Origin of the sequence: Pseudomonas sp. AL03 (assembly GCF_029960815.1) — a bacterium.
Classification (GTDB): Bacteria; Pseudomonadota; Gammaproteobacteria; order Pseudomonadales; family Pseudomonadaceae; genus Aquipseudomonas.
Genome location: NZ_JASBRE010000020.1, coordinates 23,601 through 45,313, shown reverse-complemented (window position 1 = coordinate 45,313; position 21,713 = coordinate 23,601). Strand labels below are relative to the sequence as shown.

The following is a 21,713-nucleotide window of genomic DNA, read 5'->3' as shown; positions in this document are numbered from 1 at the left end:
GCTTATCGAGGGATATGAAAGGGCGACGGCGTCACTGCAACGTGCACCGGTTGAAGTATCAAAAACACCCAGCCTCACTACAAGTGACTTAAACTGATCTATGCATTCACTCTGGGTGAGTTATGGAATTGTCCCAACTGCGCATGTTCAAGACGGTTTACGACTTCGGCAGCATCGCGCGCGCCGCCGAGTTGCTGCACTGCGTGCCGTCCAATATCACCGCACGTCTCAAGTCCCTGGAGCGTGAGCTCGGCACACCGTTGTTTTTCCGCGACGGACGAGGGTTGCGGATCACTCCTGCTGGGGAGGTGTTTCTTGATTACGCGACGAAGATCCTGGGTTTGGCTGATGAAGCTCGGCGCGCGGTAGCTCCCACCAACACCCCAGGCGGTCCACTGCGCATTGGCGCCATTGAATCTAGTGCTACGGGACGGCTGCCCCGTTTATTGGCCAAGTACCATGCGCTGTACCCGCAGGTGGCTCTGGAGTTGAGCACCGGCACTTGGGCTCAATTGCTGGACGATACTCAACATCACCGACTTGATGGGGTGATCGTGGCGGTGAACATTGAACGCCCCGGTCTTGAGCGTGCAGTGGTGTACCGGGAAGATTTAATTCTCATCGCGTCCGAGTCGCATGGGCCATTACGCAAAGCAGCAGATCTGCAAGGTAAGGAAATTTTCATGTGGCCCACGGGCTGTCCGTACCGGTTGGCGCTGGAGCAGTGGCTGTTGCGCCATGATCAGGTGTTGCCGATCGTCAGCATTGCAAGCTATGGCACCATAGTTGGTTGTGTCAGTGCCGGTGCCGGCGTTGCGCTGGTACCTCGCGGTATCTATGAGCAATACCGCCACAGTGCAGGTTGGCAAGGATATGAATTCCCGGAACTGACAAGTATCGACAACCTTTTTTACTGGCATGAAAACGCAGGTCGACACCCGGCTCGGGAGGCATTTTTGGCGCTACTGCAGACTGAGTTCGAGGGCCCAGCGGCGTTGGAAGGAGGCGCTTGTGCGCCTCAGGTAGAACCATACTGATTACTGCACCTTCACCAGATCCCCTTCAACGCAACCCGGCCATAATCGTCCCGGCGTGGCATTCATAGGTCTTGGGGTCTTTGAAGTTTTAAGTTACGACCAGCGCCGAAAGATCAGCGACGTATTAACCCCACCAAACGCAAAGTTGTTGTTCATCACGTACTGGTTGCTCATCTTTCGGAACTCGCCGCGCAGGTAATCGAGCTTGCCGCAGTGCGGATCGACCTCGTCAAGGTTGAGGGTGTGGACGTACAGGTCGCGGTTCAGCATTTCGATGCTGAACCAGGATTCCAGCGCGCCGCAGGCTCCGAGGGTGTGACCGAGGAAACTCTTCTGTGAGCTGATCGGCATGTGTTCGCCGAACAACGCGCTCGTTGCCAGTGTTTCGGCAATGTCGCCCTGTTCAGTGGCCGTGCCGTGACCATTCACGTAGCCAATGTCAGAAGGCTGTAACCCGGCGTCTTCCAGCGCCAGTTCCATGGCCCGGCGCATGGTGACCTGCTCCGGCCGGGTGGCGTGCTGGCCGTCGGCGTTGCTGCCGAAACCGACGAGTTCGGCGTGGATGTGCGCACCGCGAGCCAAGGCGTGTTCGAGTTCTTCAAGCACCAGCATGCCGCCGCCTTCACCGATCACCAGGCCATCGCGGGCGCTGTCGTATGGGCGTGGGGACGTCTGCGGTGCATCGTTTTTCAGGCTGGTGGCGTAGAGCGCGTCGAAGACCATGGCTTCGGTCGGGCACAGTTCTTCGGCGCCGCCGGCGAGCATCAGCGGCAAGCGGCCGAACTTGATCGATTCGTAGGCGTAACCGATGCCCTGACTGCCGCTGGTGCAAGCGCTGGAGGTCGGGATCAGCCGACCGGTGAGGCCGAAGAAGATGCTGATATTCGCCGCCGTGGTGTGCGGCATCATGCGCACATAGGAGTTGGCGTTCAGGCCCTCGGCCACCGAGTTGAGCAGCATGTTGCCGAACGCCTTGATCTCGTCGGTGCTGCCGGTGGATGAGCCGCAGGAAACGCCCATGCGCCCATCCTTGATCGACTCGTCACCCAACAGCCCGGCATCAGCCAATGCCCGTTCCGCCGCACCGACCGCCAGGCGCGAGACCCGGCCCATGCTGCGCAATTGCTTGCGGGTCCAGTGGCTCGGCACTTTGAAGTCATCGATCGGCCCCGCCAGGCGCGTGTTGAGTTCGGTGAAGCGATCCCACTCGTCCATCCGGCGGATGCCGCTGCGATTGGCCGCGAAGTTGCTGGCGATGGTGTCCCAATCGCAGCCCAGTGAGGTGATGCCGGCCATGCCGGTGACGACGACGCGCTTCATCAGCACAGGCCTCCGTTGACGGCCAGAACCTGCCGGGTGATGTACGACGCTTCCGCCGACATCAGGAAATTCACAGCGCTGGCCACCTCTTCAGGTGTGCCCATGCGTTGTGCGGGAATCATTTTCATCAGTTCTTCCACCGGCACGTTTTCATCGAGCATCGCGGTGTCGATCAAGCCGGGTGCGACACAGTTAACGGTTATTTTGCGCTTGCCCAATTCGATCGCCAACGCCTTTGCCGCACCGATCAAGCCGGCCTTGGAGGCGCTGTAGTTGACCTGCCCACGGTTGCCGATCAACCCGGAAACCGAGGTGATGCAAACAATCCGTCCGGCCGCGCGGCGACGAATCATCGGCATCATGACCGGGTGCAGCACGTTGTAGAAACCGTCGAGATTAGTGCGCATCACTACATCCCAATCATCCTCGCTCAGGGCTGGAAAAGCACCGTCGCGCGTCAGGCCGGCGTTAAGCACCACGCCGTAATAGGCGCCGTGGGCTTCCACGTCGGCGTCGAGAGTGGCTTTGCAGCTGGCGCGGTCGGATACGTCGAATTGCAGGATGCGCGCTTTACGCCCCAAGGCTTCGATCTCGGTCTTCACGATTTCAGCGTCCGCAAGGCCAGTGCGGCAGTGCAGCACGATGTCATGCCCGGCCTGGGCCAGGCGCAAAGCGATAGCGCGGCCGATGCCACGGCTGGAACCGGTGACCAGTACGGATTCAGTCATGACTGGGTTCCTTGAGATTCATGAAGGTATTGAGCGGCCTGAGGCGGACGGAACACGTTCAGACGAGCGGTGGCGTGAATGCCGGGGGCGGTGATGTGGCATTCGAACACGCCCATGCCGTTGTCGTCTTCCAGCGAGCGAATTCCATGGATGGTCAGCTCGGTGCCGGCGGGGAAGTGCTCAACGTTGCATTCGAATTTACGGGTGCCGAGCAGAAACCCCAGCTCCACCGCATCGCCACGCTGGCGCGCATGGCAACCGGCGTAGGCCGCGACGCTCTGGGCCATTAACTCGATGCCGACCCAGGCCGGCAGGCTACCGTCCGGGCGGTTGAACAGGCCATCGGGTTTGACCGTGAGGCGGGTGTGAATCTGCTCGTCATCGAACGCCAGGATCTGATCGATGAGGATCATGTCGCCAGCGTGCGGCAGCAGTTCGGCGATCGGCCAGTCAATCATGGGGCGTCTCCGATAATCAGGCTGACGTTGTTGCCACCGAAGGCAAAGGAGTTGCTCATCAGATAGCGAGGTGCAATGGACGCCAGGCGATCGGCCGGGGTCACCCAATTCAGGGCGGGCAGTTCGGGGTCCGGTTGGCCGTCCCAGACGTGGAGCGGCAGGGCGTGCTCGCGGTTGCCTGCACTCAGGCTCAACCAGCAGAACGCCGCTTCCAGAGCGCCGGCCGCGCCGAGGGTGTGGCCGGTCATGGGTTTGGTCGACGAACACGGCACACCCGCCGGGAACAACGTCGCCACTGCCAGGCTTTCCATGGCGTCGTTGTGTTGGGTGGCGGTGCCGTGCAGGTTCAGGTAATCGATCTGCTGCGGTTGCAGGTCTGCTCGACTCAAGGCTTTGTGCATTGCTTGCAGGGCGCCACGGCCGCTGGGTTCCGGTGCGGAAATGTGATGCGCATCGGAGCTGGCGCCACTGCCGAGCAGGGCAATCGGCTGGCTCTCGCCAACACTGTTGCTCATCAAAAACAGCACCGCCGCTTCGCCAATGTTGATGCCGTTACGGTTCACCGAAAACGGGTTGCAACGTTGCCCGGACACCGCTTCCAGCGCCGAGAACCCATTGAGGGTCAGCTTGCACAGGCTGTCGACACCGCCGCACAGCACCGCGTCGCACAAGCCCAGGTTCAGCAGCCGCTGAGCACTCATCAGCGCTCGGGCGCTGGAGGTGCAGGCCGTGGAAATCACATAGGCCGGGCCACTCAGTTGCAGCCAGTCGGCGAGGAAGTTCGCCGGAGCGCCGAGTTCCTGTTGCTGATAGTCGTAATCGGCCGGAAACTGATGCTCGCGGATGTAATGGGCCAGGCCGCGACTGGCTTCGTCGATGCCCGAAGTGCTGGTGCCCAGAACGATACCGATGCGGCTGCGACCGTAAGTCTGGATCGCCTGGTCGATGTCTTCGCGAATTTGCAGCGCGGCTTCCAGCAGCAATTGATTATTACGGCTGCTTTGCTGCGCAAGCTCAGCCGGGATCGGTGCCAGTTCGCCTTGGACTGCGGCCACGGGCAGCGACCGTTCCGCCACCCAGCCGGCCTCATTGCGCATGCCCGAGCAGTCACCGGCAAACAGGTTGCGGGCGACTTCGTGCTTGTCACGGCCCAGGGCGCAGATCACCCCGAGGGCGTTCAGGTAGGCCGTCATGGCGCGTCCCCACTGAGCGGCGTGACGCGATATTTCGGGCCTTTGGGCAGGTTCAATTCAAAACTCATGGGTTGTGAGTAACGGACGTCCCAGTGCGCTGGCAAGGACCGTTGCGAGCCATGCTGCCAAGCGGCGGGATAGTTGCCCGACAGTTCATCTTTGGGGGTCAGCGCAAACAGCAGCGCGGCGAACAGCTCTCGCGCTTCTGGATTGGGTGGCAGCAGGCCGTCAGCCTGCCACTCGCCATCGACCAGTTTCTGGCGTGCCTGTGGAATGCCCAGCAAGTCCATCATCGACCAGCGAATGCCTAAGCCTTCACGCTGGATCACCAGCACCCAGTCCTGCCGTTGGTCAGCCACCAGGCGCTGGATGTGCAATTGCAGCGGCAACGACAGGTTCGGGGTTTGCTCAGGCAGCGGCACCCGGCTGGCACAAGCGCTCAGCAACAGGACGCAACCCAGGAGCAGAAAACGGATCATCAGGCACACCTTTCAAGGGGTTTGCGCGCGACCACATTGACCAGGGTTTCTTCCCGTTGGCCAATGGGTTTTGGCTGGCGCAGACCAAAGCGTTCAAGCAGGCCGAAATCCTTGGCGCGGCTCCACCACAAGTACGGATAAGACACGTTTTTCGGGCCGAATTCGAAACCCTGCTGGCGAATCATTTCCAGATACCCGGCGGCGCTCTTCTGCACGTGCATCGGGTGGCGGAACAACCAGCGGATCACCCAGGTATCAATGTAAGCCTCGGTGGATTCGGCGAACAGCAGATAGCCACCGGGCTTGAGCACGCGGTAGAACTCGGCCAGTGCCTGTTCCTGCTGCACCAGATGATGGAAGGTCTGGTGACAGAACAGCAGATCGACGCTGGCGTCCGGGACGTTGATGCTCGCGCAATCGCTGCCGATCAACTCCACCTCCACGCCCTGACGGACGGCTTCTTCGCCGGCCAGGTTCAGGCTGTGAGGGTCGGCGTCCAGACCAATCAGGCGCTGGGGCGCAAAGGTCTGGCGCACGTACTGGAACGACTTGCCCTGACCGCAACCGGCATCGAGCAGCACCGGGTTGCTCGGCGGTGTTTCGCTGAACAGGCCGCGCAAATCGTTGATTGCCACTCGCAGGACATGATGCTGCCAGGTGTGGCTGCGCAGGAACCACAAACCGAAACGGGTTTCTTCGACGTAGGTGTCGCTCAAGTAGCTCATGTGGCATCCCTTGCGCAGAGCTCCGAGAGCATTCGCAGTCGACGCTTGGGTTCGGCGACGAACGGATTACGCTCGTCCCAGGCATACCCGGCCAGAATCGAACTGATCATGCGGCGAATATCCGCAGAGCCGCCCACGTGATAGATCACGTCCTGGAACGTCCCGGCGTACCAGCCTTCGACGTAGCAACGGAACGTGTCGACGCCGCGCTTGAGCGGGAGGGCGAACTCAGTCTGCCAATCGACACGTTCGCCTTGCAGCTGGCGATGTAGAACCCCGGCGGCCATGCTCGCCGAGCGCATGGCGATGGTCACGCCGGAGGAGAACACTGGGTCAAGAAATTCCGCCGCGTTGCCGAGCAGTGCAAAGCCTGGCCCATGGAGGGTTTTGACGTTGGCCGAGTAGCCGCCGATGGTTCGCGCAGGCGTATCCCACACGGCGTTGTTCAGCACACCGGCCAGGCTTGGAGTTTCAGCGATAAACCCACGCAGGCATTCGTCCAGGTTTTCCATGCGGCCTTCGAAGTGTTCGGCTGCCGCGACCACGCCCACCGAGCAACGACCTTGGCTGAACGGGATGGTCCAGAACCAGATATCGCGGTGGATCGGATGGGTGGTGATGAGGATCTTTTCCCGCTCGAAGGTCGGGTTATCGATGTGGTCTTCGACGTGGGTGAACACAGCCTGGCGCACCGGGAAATTCGACGGTGCTTCAAGGTCGAGCAAGCGCGGCAGCACGCGGCCGTAGCCGCTGGCATCCAGCACGAAATCGGCTTCAACGCGGTACTGGCTACCGTCTTCGCGAAGCACATCGAGCTGTGGTTTCGGCAGGGTGAAATCGACGCTGACGATGGCTTCGCCGTAGCGAACGTCCACGCCTTGCAGCGCGGCCTGATCGGCCAGCAGTTTGTCGAAATCGGCACGTTGGACCTGGAAGGTGGTCGGCTTGCCGTTGCTGAAGGTGTCGCCAAAATCAAAGGCGCTGTATTGCTCGCCCCAGGCGAATGCCGCACCGTTTTTCAACTGGAATCCAGCGGCGTTCACGGCCTCGAGCATGCCGGCTTCTTCGACGAAATCCAGGCAGTGGGACAGCAGGCTTTCACCGATGGAAAACCTTGGGAAATGCTGGCGTTCGATCATCAACACGTCGTGACCTTTGCGCTTGAGCAGCGCAGCGGCGATGGCGCCCGATGGACCTGCACCGATCACCACGACCTGGCGATGTTCCATTTCAACTGTTGGCACGGGGGCTCCTTGCCGGGACGGCGATGATCAAAGGGGTTCGGTGCATGCCGGCGAGTGCCGGCAGCAGTGTCGCGATCAGGCCCATCACCATCAGCGCGAAGTACAGCGCCGGGCTGATGAGGTGTTGTTGCAGCAGCAGGTTGAGAAAGACGATCTCGCTCAAGCCACGAATATTCAGCAAGACACTTTCGCGCCAGCGACTCGCGCCTTCAAACGAGGCGTCGGCCCAGCCGAGGCCCAGCCAGTTGCCCAGCAGTTTACTGGCAATCGGGAACAGCAGCAGTGCGCTTAGTTGCACCCAGCTGAGACTGGCCATGGCCGCGTGTACGTTGATTTGCACGATGCCGAACGTGAGGATCAGCGGGATCGCGATGTACGTCTGCAAGTGACTCATCCAGATCACCGGCAACGGCAGCACCAACGGCACTTTGAGCATTGCCATCCACAGCAGGTAACCGATGCCGAAAATCAGCGCGTTGAGCTTGAAGTGTTCCGCCACGACCAACAGTGCGAAGAAGCACCCGCTGTGCAGCAACGGCTGGCGCAAGCCAAGCAGGCGCAGCAGCAACGGCAAGCAGGCGCCGGCCAGTGGCAGCAGGAGGCTGCTCAGGTGCAGGCTGCCCTGGGCGATGGCGAACAGGGTCCAGCACGTGAGGTCGATGAAGATGGCGGTTTGCACCAGTCGCCGAGTGGCGGCGGGCGGGTAGTTGATGTGCCGCAGGTACAAATACAACACCGGAATCGCGGTGATGGCGAACAGCAAGCCGACCGCCAGGGAACTGATCCACGGTTGCGGTGGCAACAGCCACACCGCGGTTGCTAGCCCGCAGGCAAACGGAATGGAGAAACTCGGCAGGGCGATTTTCAGGCTCTGACGGTCGAGTCGCAGGTCGATCACGTCACTGAGAATGTGCCCCAGCAACAAGGCAAAACTCAGGCTGTAGAGGTTTTTCAGCCAGACCGGCGCGACCAGCGCGGCGCCGCTCAATTGCCACTGGGGTTCGATCCAGAAGTACATCAGCAGCGGCAGGCCGAAGGTGGCCAGCAGCAACTGGCTGACGATCGGGATCACGCCGAAGTGACGACCGACACGGGTGGCCACGGCGAACAGTGCCAGGGCCATTGCCCAAAACAAGGCGATCATCATGCGGCAGACTCCGCGACAGGGGTGGCGTGAACCTGGCGTCCGGCCCACGGCGCAAGCATGAAGCTGAAGGCCAGGCCCAGGCTAACGGACAGACCGAAGTTGCTCACCGCCGGTGTGCTGGACACCGCCAGCAGACCGAACGACAGCCAGGTGGTCAGCGCCGCCAGCAAGGTGCCCAGCAGGCTCACCGCAGCGCCGCCGACCTGTTCGCGCATGAGGATCGCGTAATCGACGCTGATGGCCGTCACCAGCAGCAGGCCGAACAGGCTGAACAGCGTCAGCGGTTGCCCCAGCCAGCCGAGACTGGCCAGGCTGCACAGCGCGGCCAGCAGCGGCAGGGCGACGATTCGCAGCGCGCCGCCGACGCCGAACGGCAGGATCAGCACCAGCACGATCAGCACACAGGAAGCGAGTTTCAACTCGGCGGCGCTGATCTGGGTGTCGGCGAACACCTTGTTCAACTCACCGAGGCGGTCCACCAGTTCTACTCCCGGCAAATCCAGCGCCTGGACTCGCAACAGGGCAGGGTTGTTCAGGCCTTGCAGACTGACCATCGCCGCTACGCCGTCATCGGTCGGCCCCAGCCACAGTGCGCGATAGGGTTCGGCCAACGGACCGACCAACGCCGAGTCGATGTCTTCGGTGGGCAGTGCCTGCAACTTCGTGAGCTCTGCTTGCAGCGCCGCGGCCGGCACGCCGACATCGAGCAGCGGCTGCCAGAACTGCGGCAACTTGTTCAGCGCTTCGCGCACTTGCCGCTGTTCGGTCGGTTGGCTGACCAGTTGATTGAGTGACAGATAACCCTGGAGTTTTTCCAGGTTGACCAACTGATCCAGGCGCTCGCTCAACGCGGTTTGGCGTTCCAGCAGTTCCTGCTGATTGGCTGCGCGCACCAGGAAGAACTGGCTGGTGGGTTGATAGCCCGTGATGCGCGCAATGGTTTGTGCTTCGTCAGTCAGTTGCTGCGGTGCTCCGACCCACTGGCGAATGTCGTTTTTGGTGTCGAGCTGCAACAGACCGCCCACACAAAAGGCAATCAGCAGCGCCAGCAACACCGGCGTACTGGCGCGTTTGAGCAACGCCTCACGGCGCCCCAGCAAATACTCGGAAACCCGCAGTGGCCATTGCGCCGGACGTAGATCTACGCCTTTGAGCAGTGCCGGCAGCAGGCACACCGCGGACAAATAAGCACCGAGCAGGCCGGCGGCCGAGAACACGGCAATTTGGGTCAGCGCCGGGAACGGGGTCCAGGCCAGTGCCAGGTAACCGATGCAACTGGTGATCAGGCTCAGCGTCAGGCCCGGCAACGTCAGGCGCAGGGCCGGCCAGCTGTGCCAGGGTTTCAGGCTCCAGCTCTTGGACAGGTAATGCAGCGGGTAATCGACCGCCACGCCGATCAGGCTCGAACCGAGCACCAGCGTCATCACGTGCATATGGCCGAACAGCGCCACGCAGGCCACCGCGCCGAAGAGCATGCCCACCAGCACCGGGACGAAGGCCAGCAACACGCGCCAGCGCCGGAAGGCCAGCAGCAACAGCAATAGAATGCCCACCGTGGCGCCACCACCGACCCAGGTCATTTCTCTCGTCGCTTGCTGTTGACCGGCTGCAGCGTAGAGCAGGCCGCTGGCAGCAATCAGCTGCACGTCGGCTTGGGCGGCCTCTTCGCGGCTGTGCTTGAGCAGATCGGCCACTTGCAGCGGCAGGTTCATGTCGAAGGCGTTGCCCGTGGTTCGCGAGCGCAGCAACACCCAACTTTTGCCGTCGGCCTCGGCGACCAGCGCACCGCTGCCGATGTCCAGTTGCACGGCGCCGTGTTGCGGCTGGCTGTTCTGGATGCGCCCGGTCAGGCCCAGCCAGTCATCCTGGCTCGGCACCAGGCTGAAACCGGTGAAGGGATCGAACAGCGCTTGCACCCGTTGCTGGATAAACGCGTCGGGATGCTCGATCAGTTGCTGCCGGTCGGCCGCCGAGAGCATCGCCAGTCGGCCTTGCAGCAATTGCGTGCGCAGCGCCGGGAGGTCGGCTTGCAGGTTCCATTGGACCTTTTCGAACAAGCCGCTGGCCTGCCATTGCTCACCCAGTTTCTGGGCCATGGCGACGGCTTGCTGGCGATCCGTATGACCCACCAACACCAGCATTTCGCGGTTCAGCGGTTCTTGCATGCGTTGTTCGGCGCGCAGTTCCAGCGCGTCGGGCGCCGTGCCCGGCACCAGCTCCATCAGGTTGGCCGACAGCGGGGCGCCGTCACGCCATTGCCAACCGGCGAGCGCGAGCACCGCCAGCAGCAGGATCAGAAACAGCCGTGGAAGCCTCCGTTCACTGGGCAAAGTCATGTTGCTCCGCATCACTCAACGGTTGGGCGCTGGTGCTGTCTTGCATGCGTAAAAGCGTGCTGTCGCCCTGGGTTTCGAGCAGCTCGATGCTGTGCACCAGTTCGCCGCCGGCAATGTTGATCTGAGTGAACACCTGCTTGAGCAGCATTGAACGCGGGGTCAGCGTCAGCTTCCAGTTCTGCGCATCGCCGCTCAGCGAAAGCTCGAAATCCCGTTGCAGCCCGCTGCTGTCACCTTGCAGTACGGCGAGGAACAAGCGGTTCTGCTCAGCGCCGGCACTCTTGCTCGGGAGCATTTGCCAACCGGTGGCGTCACGCCGGGCAATGCCTTTGTCGCTGATGCGGTAATCCTGTTGCAGCGGGGTTTTCAGCAGCCAGAGCAAGCCATGGTTTTTAGCGAGGACGAAGGTGCCCTTGCTGGTCAACGGCTGTGGCAGGGCGCGCAGGTGTTTTTCCTGGATGAAGTTGCCGTGGATCACATCGGGTTTGGCCAATTGATCGCTGAGCTGTTGCAAATCAAAAGCCTGCGCCAATGAAGTAAATCCCAGCGCTAATACCAGCGCCACCACGAACCTGTAGCAGCTGGCGAAGCCTGCGTTCGGCTGCGCAGCAGTCGCCCTGGGTTTCTTCTGATGTACCGCATGTGCAGGTTTTGCGACGGCTTCGCCGCCGAACGCAGCCTCGCCGGCTCGGCAGCTGCTACAGAGGGTTATCAGCGGGGTCATGCGAGCATCCTTTCAACAGCGTCGGTGAAGACCTTGGGTGAGGCCAACTGCATTTCGCGGCGGCTCATGTCGACGGCGACCTGCACGGAACTGGCGCGGGTCAAGCGCTCGCCGGTTTCCAGATCGCTGATCAGGTAGCTGATCTTCAGGCGGTTCTCCCACTCGACCAGGTTGGCGCGCACATTCAACTTCTGGCCGAACACTGCGCCGCGCACATAACGCAATTGCAGATCGATCACCGGCCATGCGAAACCGGACTCGACCATGGCGTCGTAGTTGTGGCCGATCTTGTCCAGCAGCGCGCAGCGGGCGACTTCCAGGTATTTGACGTAATGGCCGTGCCAGACGACGTTCATGGTGTCGACGTCAAAGAACGGCACGAGGATTTCCGTATCGGTGTGAAGCACGCCCTTGCTACGCATGCAGCCTCCAGTGTTGCTCGGCAATACGCTTCAGGCACAGGCGCAATTCGCCTTCCAGCGCTCGGTCTTCGATGACCGGCGGGAAGTCTTTCGCCAGCTCTTCGTGCATGGCGGCCAGGGCTGGCGGCAATGGTCGGGCATCCTCGGCCTTGCTGCGCAGCCAGACGCCTTGGTTGGCGGCCAGCAGGGTGGCGGCGGCGACCTGTTCGGTCAGCTCCAGCACGCGGATCGCATCGCGAGCGGCGATGGTGCCCATGCTCACTTTGTCCTGGTTGTGGCACTCGGTGGAGCGCGAGAAGACGCTGGCCGGCATAGTGTTTTTCAGCGCTTCGGCGGTCCAGGCACTGGTGCCGATCTGCACGGCTTTGAAGCCGTGGTTGAGCATCGCGCGATCCGCGGTGGCGCCGGACAGGTTGCTTGGCAAACCGTGGTTGTAACGCTCGTCCACCAGCAACGCGAGTTGACGGTCGAGCAGGTCGGCGACGTTGGCCACCAGGTTCTTCAGGCTGTCCATGGCGAACGCAATGTGGCCGCCATAGAAGTGCCCGCCGTGCAGCACGCGCTCGGCTTCGGCATCGATGATCGGGTTGTCGTTGGCACTGTTGAGTTCGATCTCGATGAACGAGCGCAGCCAGTTCAGGCTGTCGGCCAGCACGCCGAGGACGTGGGGCGCGCAACGCAGGGAATAGCGGTCTTGCAGGCGATGCAGAGGCGCGGTCGGCGCGTCGATCGCCAGATCCTTGCGCAACCACGCGGCGACTTGCATTTGTCCCGGATGCGGCTTGGTGGCGAACAGGCGCTCGTCGAAGTGCTCGGGGTTGCCTTGCAGCGCGACCACGTTCAACGCGGTGATGCGGGTGGCCAATTGCAGCAGGTAATCGGCGCGGGCATAGGCCAGACAGGCGAGGCCGGTCATGACAGCGGTGCCATTCATCAAGGCCAGGGCTTCTTTCGGGCGCAGTACCAGCGGCTCCCAACCCAGTTCGCGGTGCACGTCGGCGGCTTGCCAGCGTTCACCCCGGAACATCACTTCACGCTCGCCGGACAAGGTCGCGGCGACGTAGGACAGCGGCGTCAGATCACCACTGGCGCCCACCGAACCTTCTTCCGGAATCAGCGGCAGAATGTCGTGTTCGAGGAAGGCTTGCAGGCGTTCCAACAGTTCCACGCGCACCCCGGATACGCCGTGGCACAGCGACTGCAAACGTGCCGCCAATACCGCGCGAGTGGCTTGTGCATCGAGCAGTTTGCCCAGGCCGCAGCCGTGGAACGTGTACAGATGACGGGGCAACGCCTCGACGTGATGCAGCGGCACCGCGACCACGCAGGAATCGCCGTAACCGGTGGTCACGCCATAGATCACGCCTTCCTTGTCCAGCAGGGAGTCGAGGAATCGCGCGCCCTTGGCGATACGCTCGCGGTACGCAGGGTCGCCTTGCAACTGCGTCGGCACCTGACGATTGGCCAGGGCCAGCACGTCTTCGATGCGCAAAGGGAGTTCGCCGAAGGTTACCGGCTCAAGCGTTGGCGTCGTCATCGGTCTTCCAGAAAGGGTAAAAGTTGAACCATTGTTGAGGCGCTTCAAGGCAATAGTGACCCAAGCGTTCGGCATAGCGGGAGGCCCACTGATGAATGACCTGCTCGCGGTCGCTGCGTTTCCACACCACGGCCTCGGCGAACGGTTCGAGGGTCAGTCGATAATCGCCCGTCGGTTTTTTCAGGCACAGCATCAGGTTGATCGGGCATTTCAGCAGGCCGGCCAGCAACCATGGCCCCTGAGGGAACGCGGCTTGATGGCCGAGGAAATCCACGGTCACGCTACGCCCGCCATGCAGCGGCACGCGGTCGCCGGCAATCGCCAGCCACTCGCCGCGTTCCAGGCGCTCATGGAGTTGCAGCATGATCAGCGGGTCCAGCTCGCTGACCTGGATCAGTCGCAGATTGGTCGCGCCGGCTTCGCCCAGCAAACGGTTGAATTGCTCGGCGTGCTTGGTGTGCACCAACACGTTCATCGTGACTTTTTCACCGATCTCGGCCAACGCACGGCAGACCTCGAGATTGCCCAGGTGCGCGCCCACCAGCATCTGCCCGCGGGTGCCGCGCAGTTGATTGCGCAGCAATGCCGGGTCGATGATTTCGATCTGCTCGATGCTCAGCTTGCCGTTCCACACGTCGAGTTTGTCGAGCATGGAATCGGCGAAGGCCATGAACTGGCCGAACACCCGCCAATGGGTCGGGCGCAATTCGTTGCGACCACTCCAGTCGGCGAGCCGTTGCTGGTATTGCCAGGCGCTGCGGCGAGCGCTGCGACCGAACAGGAAAAAGTACAGAACGATGCCGTACAGCAGCGGGCTTAGCAGCCGACGGCCCAGCACCTTTGCACCGAACGCCGTGAGCTTCATTAGCCAGAAACTGCCGCGCTCCTGGCGGTCAGCCCAGTGCTTTTTGTCCACGTTGCTGCTCATGCTCGCCACCGTCGCCAGAGAATCACCGGTGCCCGTAGCAACATGCCGAAGAACAGCCGGGTGTGCATGCTCGTGATCAGCACATTGTCGTGGAACAGGCGGAAATGCGAGACGCCATCCAATGGGTAATGGACTTTGGTTTGCAGCCATTGCATGGGGAGATTGCGCCAGGCCAGTCGCACGAGAATGTCCGAGTCGAAGTCCATGCGCTTGCCGATCTTCGCCGAATCAATCAGCGCCAGGGTCGGTGGCAACGGATAGACGCGGAAGCCGCACATGGAATCGCGAATCTGCAACGACAGGGTGTTGATCCAGACCATGACGTGAGTCAGGTAGCGGGCGTACAAGCGACCTTTCGGCACGCTGGCGTCGTATTGCGGATAGCCGCAGATCACCGCTTCGGGATGGGCGCGTGACTGTTCGATGAAGGTCTGGACGTCTTGCAGATCATGCTGACCGTCGGCGTCCACCTGCAAGGTATGGCTGAAGCCCAGGCGCGAGGCTTCGCGCATGCCGGTCATGACGGCGGCGCCCTTGCCTTGATTGGTGGCGAGACGGATCAGGAACACCTTGTCGCGCCGGGCCAGTTGATCGAGCACCTTTGCACAGGCCGGGCTGCTGGCATCGTCCACGAGAATGCACGGCAGTCGGCTTGCGAGCAGCGCATCAACCACGGTGGTGATGGCGGTTTCATGGTTGTAGACCGGGACCACGGCGCAGGGGTTATGCATCGCCTGCTGCCTCCAGCAAAATCCGCCCACTGGAGCAGGTCGCGGTCTCGTTGCGATAGGTGAAATACAACTTGCTGCGCGTCGGATCGAAGCGCAAGTGCAGCTGGATTTCATCGCCGGGGCGCACCAGTTGCTGGAATTTCAGCACTTCCATGCCGGCGAATCTTGCAGGCAGGTCCATCAATTGCTGGCCCAGCGTTAACGCCCATTCCACTTGAACCACACCGGGCAATACCGGCGCCTGGGGAAAGTGGCCGCTGAAGTAAGCGAGGTCGGGAGGTACCGCCAGTTGCAGGCTCCACTCGCCATCGACTTCGATCTGCTCCAGCACTTGCGGGGCCTTGGGGCGCGGCGCCAGCAGCAGGGCTTCAACGGTGGCCTGGGGCAGTTTGCCCTGAGCGTTCAGCGGCAGATGCCGCAGCAGGCGCCAACGGCGTGGCAAGGCCAAGGCCTCGCAATGCTGGCTCAGATGCTGCCGCAGTTCTTGCGTGAGGGTGCGCCGACCCTGATTACGCAAGGCATGCAGGCCTGACTCGGTCAGCACCAGCAGCACACCCAACGAAGCGCGGTTTTCCTGAACCACGCCAAGACGCGCTTCGGCGACCCAGCCGTGGGCCATCAGGGCCTGTTCAAGCATCGGTAGCGAGATACGTTTTTCTTCCAGTTTGACGATCCGGTCCAGCCGCCCGAGCAGTTCGAATCGGCCGTCGGCAGCGATTCGCGCGGCGTCCGCAGTGTGTTCGATATGGCCGTGCGGCAAGTACGGCGAAGCAATGAGCAGAGCGCCGTCTATGTCCTGGCTCAATTCAATGTCGGCAAAGGGCTGCCAGAGATCGTTACCCTGACGCCAGGCGATGCCGCCGGTTTCCGAGCTGCCGAGGATTTCCGTCGGCCATTGCTGAAGGCGTTGTTGAAGGCTTTGCGCGGCCTCGGCCGGCAATGCACCGCCGGAGGAAAATACTCGGCGAACCGCGCTTAATGCGGGCCAGTCGAGGTTGTCGCCCATGCGCTTGAGCAGCGCCGGGCTGGCGACCCAGGCAAACGCCGGGTGTTCGCGGCTGGCGCGCTGCAGGTCTTCAGGGAATGCCAGCTGCTTGCGCATAAACGAGCGCCCGGCGCACAGCGGCCACAGCACTCGAAACAACAATCCGTAAATATGCTGAGTGGCGACGCTGCCGATGATGCAAGCCGCGCCAAGATCGGCGCCCCAGAGCCGCTCCAGCGCTTCGACTTCATTGGCCAGTTGGCGCAGGGTTTTGTCGATGCGCTTGGGCTCGCCACTGGAACCGGAGGTGCACAGGCTCAGCGAACAGCGATCCAGATCCAGTGCAGCGGCCATCAACGGCGGATGCCGGTAATCGCTCAGGTGCGCGTCATCGGCCTGATCGGTCAGCCACAGATCGACTTCGGTCGACCAGCGCTGTCGAGTCTGGGCTTGCAGGTCCGCGGGTAGCAGCACGCTGACCCCGGCACGCCAGGCACCCAGCAGGGCAATCGCCAGGTCGGTGGCGTCCTCAAGGTGCACGGCAATGCGCCGCACACCCTGGGCTTGCAGGCCCGCGGCGAGGCTCAACGCCTTTACGCACAGTTGCGCGTGATTCAGCGTCGGTTCGGCCGTCACGGCACGTTCGGGTTGCGCCTTGAGCAACAGGTGCTCAAGTTTTATCCAATTCATGGGTGGCCTCGTACCCGTTGTCGTATAAGCCATTCAATGGCAAACAGCAGGCCCATCAATCCGTAGGAAATCAGACCGGTGTACAACATCCACCAACTTAGCGGCGCCCAGAGGGTCAGGGCGGCGGCGAGCAAACCGTTACAGAGGAAAAACACGCTCCAGACGATCGTCACCTGGCGCGTATAAACAATCGCCTTGGCCGGCAGTTGCGGTTCATGCATACGCGCCAGACGCTCGATCATCGGTGGGCCGTATTTCAGGCTCAGGCCAAACAGCCCGAGCATGAAAGCGCTGATCAGCACCGGGTACCAGCGCAGCAAGAGCGGGCTGTCGAACAGCGCCAGCAACAGGCAAAAAACGATCGCGGTGATCGCCATCCACAAGCTGCCAGGACGACGCGCGCCGAGCAGTGCCCGAGCCAGCCACAGACTGCCCAGCAGCAGACCGAACTGCCATGGGGCGAAATGCTCCAGGCCGAAATACACCGCGAAGGGGTACAGCAGACCCGCCAGCAGCAGGCCAAGGCCGATCAATCGACTCATGCGGCCGGCTGAACCAGACGGTAGACCGCCTCGACCACGTCGCTGACCGTGCGCACCGTTTTGAATTCTTCGGCGGCGATTTTCTTGCCGGTCTGGCGTTTGATGTGATCGATCAGGTCGACCGCGTCAATGCTGTCAATTTCCAGGTCCTGATACAGGTTGGATTCGAGGCTCACGCGCTCGGGGTCCAGCTCGAAGAGCTCGACCAGAGCATCGCGCAGAGTGTTGAAAATGTCGTCACGAGTTTGCATGGTCCGGTCTCAAGCTGCCTGTTTTGCAGTGACGAACGCCGCAAGGCTCGTCACGTTGCTGAAATGATTGCGGGTGTCTTTGGCGTCGGCGTCGATTTTGATGCCGTATTTCTTCTGGATCGCCAGGCCGAGTTCCAGGGCGTCTACCGAATCCAGGCCCAAGCCTTCGCCGAACAGCGTCTGGTCGTCGCCGATGTCTTCGACGCTGATGTCTTCCAGGCCGAGGGCGTCGATGATCAGCAGTTTTATTTCCTGCATTAGGCTAACAGTGTGCAGATCGCTCATCTTCGGCGAGCTCCTTAATAAAGTAAGTGTGCAAATAGTCATTGAGCTTGCGCGAGGCCTGTGGAGCAGGGCCCAGCGCGGCGAAGGCTTGTGGGTCTATATCGGCCCCGACACGGAAACTGAAGTGCACGCGACGTTTGGGGATCCGATACCAGGGTTCGGCCTTGGTCAATGTGGTCGGACTGACCTTGATGATTACTGGGGTAAGGATTTTCGCACCGCGCAGCGCGATCGCCGCAGCACCCCGATGGAACGCCGGCGGCTGACCCGGTTGGGTGCGCGTGCCTTCGGGAAAGATGATCAGGGTCTGGCCGCTTTTAAGCGCATCGGCAGCGGCATCGAGCATGTCCATGCTGCCGTCGTTGCTGATGTATTCGGTGCTGCCTAGCGGGCCGCGGGTAAAAGGGTTCTCCCAGAGGCTTTTCTTGACCACGCAGTTGGCGTGGCGCACCAGGCCGATCAGGAACACCACATCGATCAGCGACGGGTGATTGGCGATGATCATTTGCCCGGGCCGACCGAGTTTTTCGGCGCCCTGGATGTCGTAAGTCAGCACGCCGGTGCGAGCCATGAATCGCACAAAAAACCAGAACAGGCGAGCGACGGTCTGCCGTGCTCGCCGCCGGTGTGTCCGGGCATCGCCGGGCAGGCAGTTCAGCAGCGGGAAAACCACCAGGCGCAGGCACAGCCCACCCAACCCGAACAGGGTGAAGCTTGCGGCGGTAGCCAGCAGGCGCCAGTAATAGGCGTCGCGGTTTTTATCGACTACAGGTTGCGTTGCCAGGTCCATACACGATTTTTCCAGGCATGTTGGCAGGTTGTCTGCTGGCCGAGCAGGGTACTCAATAGGTTCAGGGCATGGGGCCAGTGGGCTTTGGACAACTCATCCGAGGTGCTGTTCAGGGACAGCTGCCAGTCGTTGCCGGGGGTGATCAGCAGACCGACCGCGTAAGGGAACGGCACGTCGTCGATCCAGGTCGAGTAGGCTTCGGGCGGTTGCTCTTCGGTGACGATCAGCAGTACCGCGGGTGCGCCTTCGCCAAGCAAAGCCGCGGCCTCTAGCATGCCGTGTTCAAGGCCATCGCCGGCTGCTGCGAGGGCAGTCATTTCGCTGGTTTCACCCCGCATGATCGACCACAGGCCGATGATCGCGTTGTGCACGGACAAGCTGAATTGAGTCGGCGACAGCGGCTGATCGGCAGCCAGATCGCTGAGAATATCGAAGGTGCGTGGTGTTTCGCCGTGGCGAGAAATAAAGACCAACGGTAGGTCCTGCCGACCATCGGCCAAAGGCCAGCCGACACTGAATGCCATCCGCGCCAGACGACTGAGTCGACGGCGCTGCATGGCCGGCAGAAACGAGACGTCGGGGGCGGCATCGCTGCTCGCAAGCACGACCGGTTGTCGGCTCCAGGCCTGCCAATCGTCCACGCTTTCGAGCCCAGGGGCCCACGCGCGCCATTGGGCGATGTTGAAGTTGATCACAGAAACTCATCCCGCCCCTGCGGGCTTCCTTGACGCGGTGAGACGCAAAAAAAGCGAACTACCTTTCGTGGCGCTTGGCGCCGAGTGGCGCGCATTATCCCGTTGCGGCGAGCGTGTAGCAAATGATGGTTACATTTTGCTCAATGAAATGTACTGGCTAGTTCGTGCGCGGCTGTCATTTGGCCATTATCCACACAGGGGCCGGCCTGTTTGTCGGCTTTGCCAGCAAGGAATGCATGAGTTCATGGTTTTTTCCGCGTGAGATCACACCTGACTGTGTAGTCCCGATGCCGGCGAGGTAGCTAAGCAGCGCCGTGGACTACTACACTCGGTCATTCTTTGATACACGGAGGTTTTGACATGCGGCGCGTGGTGTTCAATCAGAAAGGTGGCGTAGGCAAATCCAGCATTGCCTGCAATCTGGCGGCGGTTAGCGCGAGCGAGGGCTATCGCACCCTATTGGTGGATCTCGATGCTCAGGCCAACTCCACTCAGTACCTGACAGGGCTCACCGGTTATGATATTCCGATGGGCATTGCGGACTTTTTCAAACAAACCCTGTCTTCCGGACCGTTCTCGAAGAAAAACCAGGTCGATATCTACGAAACCCCGTTCGACAACCTCCACGTCATCACCGCTACCGCCGAACTGGCTGACTTGCAGCCCAAGCTTGAGGCCAAACACAAGATCAACAAGCTGCGCAAATTGCTTGAGGAACTGGACGGCGATTACGACCGGATCTACCTCGATACTCCGCCAGCGCTGAATTTCTATGCCGTTTCAGCCTTGATTGCCGCTGATCGTGTGCTGATCCCCTTCGATTGCGACAGCTTCTCGCGTCAGGCGCTGTACGGCCTGTTGGCAGAGATCGAAGAATTGAAGGAGGACCACAACGAAGGGCTGGAAGTCGAAGGGATTGTCGTTAACCAGTTCCAGGCTCGCGCCAGTCTGCCCCAGCAAATCCTCGACGAACTGATCGCCGAAGGCCTGCCGGTGTTGCCGGTGTACCTGGGTAGTTCGGTGCGCATGCGTGAATCCCACCAGGCCAACACGCCGCTGATCCACCTCGATCCGCGTCATAAACTGACGCAGCAATTCGTCGATCTGCACAACCTGCTGGAAAACACCTGACTGTTCGTCAGATCCCTTGGCTACGCAACCAGCTCATCAACTGCGGCAACGGGAAGGCCCCGCTCTGGCGTGCGACTTCCCGGCCGTCCTTGAACAGAATCAGACTCGGGATCGAACGGATCCCTAGCTGCGTCGAGAGCTGCTGGTTCGCCTCGCTGTCCAGCTTGGCCAGCCGACACTTGCCCGCCAATTGCACCGCCGCCTGCTCAAACACTGGCGCAAACGACTTGCACGGCCCACACCAATTCGCCCAAACGTCCACCAGCAACGGTAGATCGCCTTTGATCTGGCTGGCGTAATCGCTTTGCTTCAACTCGAACGGTTTGTTCAGCAAGACCTCGGCCTTGCAGCGGCCGCATTTTGGGTGGTCGTTGAGGCGCTCGGCGGGGATGCGGTTGAGGCCGTTGCAGTGGGGGCAGGGGATGAGGAGTGGGTCAGTCATGCGGATGGTCCTGTTAAAGAAGCCGATCACTCCTATTTGGAGACGTTTGCTCATATTTCAATCGTGCAGCGTCAGGCGATAAAACTAGGCTGAGTCGTGCTGGGCGAGACCGTTGGTCTGCGCACTACTATCGCAACTTGCGATATTTTTGGTCTGTGATTAACTACCCATAGCAGAATGCGATAAGGATGTTGCATGCATGTCATTTCCGAAAAACGAATACGTGAAGCCAAGACCAAATGGCCAAATACAGCCACCGCATTGGATTATTGGTATCAATTGGCCAAAGGAAGTAAGCCATCGGATTTTGCGGCGATGAGAGCCATCTTTCCTGCTGTCGACAAGGTGGGTGAGCATCACGTTTTCGATATCGGTGGCAATAAATTGCGGCTGATCGCTTTTGTCAGGTATCGATCGCAAAAGCTTTATATCAAGCATGTGCTGGATCACCGCGAATATGATCGCGGAAAATGGAAGGAGGAAAGAGCATGAGTGTTCTGATCAAAAGAGCTGCCGAGCATTGGGAGTTTGTCTCGCCTGTGCTGCGCAAACCAAAAAATGAAGACGACTATGACATGTTGGCGCGGGCGCTGGACGAGTTGCTCGAGATGACCGGTGATGACGAGTCCCATCCGCTGATGAGTCTTGTGGATATCATCGGTGACTGGATCGAGGAATGGGATCACAAGCATCACCCAATGCCGAAGCCCAGCGGTGTCGACGTCCTCGGCTACTTGATGCGCGAGCACGGTCTGAGCCAAAGCGACTTGCCCGGTGTCGGCGCCCAGTCTGTTGTCTCCGAGATTCTGAGCGGAAAGCGTCAACTCAACCTGCGGCAGATCCGCTGGTTGGCCGAGCGCTTCGGTGTGTCAGTGGAGACCTTTATCTGACCA

At 61.0% G+C, this 21,713-nt stretch carries 25 protein-coding genes; 4 read left to right on the top strand and 21 right to left on the bottom strand.

Features of this window, described 5'->3' with window-relative positions; genetic code table 11:
* Positions 1–122 precede the first annotated feature (122 nt).
* The gene (locus QK293_RS19210) at positions 123–1,037 is read left to right on the top strand and encodes a LysR family transcriptional regulator (RefSeq protein WP_282379870.1); all 915 of its coding nucleotides are present in this window, start codon (positions 123–125) and stop codon (positions 1,035–1,037) included.
* A 93-nt stretch (positions 1,038–1,130) separates the two neighbouring features.
* Here QK293_RS19210 and QK293_RS19205 read toward each other — a convergent pair whose 3' ends face one another.
* The 20 genes from QK293_RS19205 to QK293_RS19110 are packed head-to-tail and all read right to left on the bottom strand — an operon-like array spanning position 1,131 to position 19,247.
* Positions 1,131–2,357 carry a beta-ketoacyl-ACP synthase gene (locus QK293_RS19205; protein WP_282379868.1) on the bottom strand — a complete coding sequence of 409 codons (1,227 nt, stop codon included), beginning with the start codon at positions 2,355–2,357 and terminating at the stop codon, positions 1,131–1,133.
* Positions 2,357–3,085 carry a 3-oxoacyl-ACP reductase FabG gene (gene fabG / locus QK293_RS19200; RefSeq protein WP_282379867.1) on the bottom strand — a complete coding sequence of 243 codons (729 nt, stop codon included), beginning with the start codon at positions 3,083–3,085 and terminating at the stop codon, positions 2,357–2,359. The genes QK293_RS19205 and fabG overlap by 1 nt, the downstream gene beginning before the upstream one ends.
* Entirely contained in the window at positions 3,082–3,543 is a 462-nt protein-coding gene (locus QK293_RS19195) for a hotdog family protein (RefSeq protein ID WP_282379865.1), read from the bottom strand. The genes fabG and QK293_RS19195 overlap by 4 nt, the downstream gene beginning before the upstream one ends.
* The gene (locus tag QK293_RS19190; RefSeq protein ID WP_282379863.1) at positions 3,540–4,736 is read right to left on the bottom strand and encodes a beta-ketoacyl-[acyl-carrier-protein] synthase family protein; all 1,197 of its coding nucleotides are present in this window, start codon (positions 4,734–4,736) and stop codon (positions 3,540–3,542) included. The genes QK293_RS19195 and QK293_RS19190 overlap by 4 nt, the downstream gene beginning before the upstream one ends.
* Positions 4,733–5,215, bottom strand: a complete 483-nt coding sequence (locus QK293_RS19185) for a hypothetical protein (RefSeq protein WP_282379861.1) — start codon at positions 5,213–5,215, stop codon at positions 4,733–4,735. Before QK293_RS19185 ends, QK293_RS19190 begins: the two co-directional genes overlap by 4 nt.
* Complete coding sequence (locus QK293_RS19180; RefSeq protein ID WP_282379859.1) at positions 5,215–5,940, bottom strand: class I SAM-dependent methyltransferase; 726 nt, start codon at positions 5,938–5,940, stop codon at positions 5,215–5,217. Before QK293_RS19180 ends, QK293_RS19185 begins: the two co-directional genes overlap by 1 nt.
* On the bottom strand, positions 5,937–7,184 hold the full coding sequence (locus QK293_RS19175) for an NAD(P)/FAD-dependent oxidoreductase (protein ID WP_282379857.1): 1,248 nt from the start codon (positions 7,182–7,184) through the stop codon (positions 5,937–5,939). The genes QK293_RS19180 and QK293_RS19175 overlap by 4 nt, the downstream gene beginning before the upstream one ends.
* Positions 7,171–8,331, bottom strand: coding sequence for a sodium:proton antiporter (locus QK293_RS19170; protein ID WP_282379855.1), 1,161 nt, complete (start codon positions 8,329–8,331; stop codon positions 7,171–7,173). The genes QK293_RS19175 and QK293_RS19170 overlap by 14 nt, the downstream gene beginning before the upstream one ends.
* A complete protein-coding gene (locus QK293_RS19165) occupies positions 8,328–10,667 on the bottom strand; it encodes an MMPL family transporter (RefSeq protein ID WP_282379853.1) in 2,340 nt (779 codons plus the stop codon). Before QK293_RS19165 ends, QK293_RS19170 begins: the two co-directional genes overlap by 4 nt.
* Complete coding sequence (locus tag QK293_RS19160) at positions 10,651–11,391, bottom strand: outer membrane lipoprotein carrier protein LolA (RefSeq protein ID WP_282379851.1); 741 nt, start codon at positions 11,389–11,391, stop codon at positions 10,651–10,653. The genes QK293_RS19165 and QK293_RS19160 overlap by 17 nt, the downstream gene beginning before the upstream one ends.
* Positions 11,388–11,813: an acyl-CoA thioesterase gene (locus QK293_RS19155; protein WP_282379849.1), complete on the bottom strand. Its 426-nt coding sequence runs from the start codon at positions 11,811–11,813 to the stop codon at positions 11,388–11,390. The genes QK293_RS19160 and QK293_RS19155 overlap by 4 nt, the downstream gene beginning before the upstream one ends.
* A complete protein-coding gene (locus QK293_RS19150) occupies positions 11,806–13,350 on the bottom strand; it encodes an aromatic amino acid ammonia-lyase (RefSeq protein ID WP_129439122.1) in 1,545 nt (514 codons plus the stop codon). The genes QK293_RS19155 and QK293_RS19150 overlap by 8 nt, the downstream gene beginning before the upstream one ends.
* Positions 13,331–14,278 carry a glycosyl transferase gene (locus QK293_RS19145; RefSeq protein ID WP_282379844.1) on the bottom strand — a complete coding sequence of 316 codons (948 nt, stop codon included), beginning with the start codon at positions 14,276–14,278 and terminating at the stop codon, positions 13,331–13,333. The genes QK293_RS19150 and QK293_RS19145 overlap by 20 nt, the downstream gene beginning before the upstream one ends.
* Positions 14,275–15,009, bottom strand: coding sequence for a glycosyltransferase family 2 protein (locus tag QK293_RS19140; RefSeq protein ID WP_282379842.1), 735 nt, complete (start codon positions 15,007–15,009; stop codon positions 14,275–14,277). Before QK293_RS19140 ends, QK293_RS19145 begins: the two co-directional genes overlap by 4 nt.
* The gene (locus QK293_RS19135) at positions 15,002–16,684 is read right to left on the bottom strand and encodes an acyl-CoA synthetase family protein (RefSeq protein ID WP_282379839.1); all 1,683 of its coding nucleotides are present in this window, start codon (positions 16,682–16,684) and stop codon (positions 15,002–15,004) included. The genes QK293_RS19140 and QK293_RS19135 overlap by 8 nt, the downstream gene beginning before the upstream one ends.
* Entirely contained in the window at positions 16,681–17,226 is a 546-nt protein-coding gene (locus tag QK293_RS19130) for a hypothetical protein (protein WP_282379837.1), read from the bottom strand. The genes QK293_RS19135 and QK293_RS19130 overlap by 4 nt, the downstream gene beginning before the upstream one ends.
* The gene (locus QK293_RS19125; RefSeq protein WP_017336166.1) at positions 17,223–17,477 is read right to left on the bottom strand and encodes an acyl carrier protein; all 255 of its coding nucleotides are present in this window, start codon (positions 17,475–17,477) and stop codon (positions 17,223–17,225) included. Before QK293_RS19125 ends, QK293_RS19130 begins: the two co-directional genes overlap by 4 nt.
* Positions 17,478–17,486: 9 nt before the next feature.
* The gene (locus QK293_RS19120) at positions 17,487–17,762 is read right to left on the bottom strand and encodes a phosphopantetheine-binding protein (RefSeq protein ID WP_282379834.1); all 276 of its coding nucleotides are present in this window, start codon (positions 17,760–17,762) and stop codon (positions 17,487–17,489) included.
* Positions 17,740–18,552 carry a lysophospholipid acyltransferase family protein gene (locus tag QK293_RS19115; RefSeq protein ID WP_282379832.1) on the bottom strand — a complete coding sequence of 271 codons (813 nt, stop codon included), beginning with the start codon at positions 18,550–18,552 and terminating at the stop codon, positions 17,740–17,742. Before QK293_RS19115 ends, QK293_RS19120 begins: the two co-directional genes overlap by 23 nt.
* The gene (locus QK293_RS19110; RefSeq protein WP_282379830.1) at positions 18,528–19,247 is read right to left on the bottom strand and encodes a beta-ketoacyl synthase chain length factor; all 720 of its coding nucleotides are present in this window, start codon (positions 19,245–19,247) and stop codon (positions 18,528–18,530) included. Before QK293_RS19110 ends, QK293_RS19115 begins: the two co-directional genes overlap by 25 nt.
* 360 nt (positions 19,248–19,607) lie before the next feature.
* On the opposite strand from QK293_RS19110, the gene QK293_RS19105 reads away from it, so the two are divergent.
* Positions 19,608–20,378, top strand: coding sequence for a ParA family protein (locus QK293_RS19105; protein WP_282379829.1), 771 nt, complete (start codon positions 19,608–19,610; stop codon positions 20,376–20,378).
* A 7-nt stretch (positions 20,379–20,385) separates the two neighbouring features.
* Here QK293_RS19105 and trxC read toward each other — a convergent pair whose 3' ends face one another.
* Complete coding sequence (gene trxC, locus QK293_RS19100; RefSeq protein WP_282379827.1) at positions 20,386–20,820, bottom strand: thioredoxin TrxC; 435 nt, start codon at positions 20,818–20,820, stop codon at positions 20,386–20,388.
* Positions 20,821–21,015: 195 nt separating this feature from the next.
* Between trxC and QK293_RS19095 the strand changes: the two genes are divergently transcribed.
* Both QK293_RS19095 and QK293_RS19090 read left to right on the top strand, forming a co-directional pair.
* Entirely contained in the window at positions 21,016–21,312 is a 297-nt protein-coding gene (locus QK293_RS19095) for a type II toxin-antitoxin system HigB family toxin (protein WP_282379825.1), read from the top strand.
* Positions 21,309–21,710, top strand: coding sequence for a transcriptional regulator (locus QK293_RS19090; RefSeq protein WP_282379823.1), 402 nt, complete (start codon positions 21,309–21,311; stop codon positions 21,708–21,710). Before QK293_RS19095 ends, QK293_RS19090 begins: the two co-directional genes overlap by 4 nt.
* The last annotated feature ends 3 nt before the right edge of the window (positions 21,711–21,713 follow it).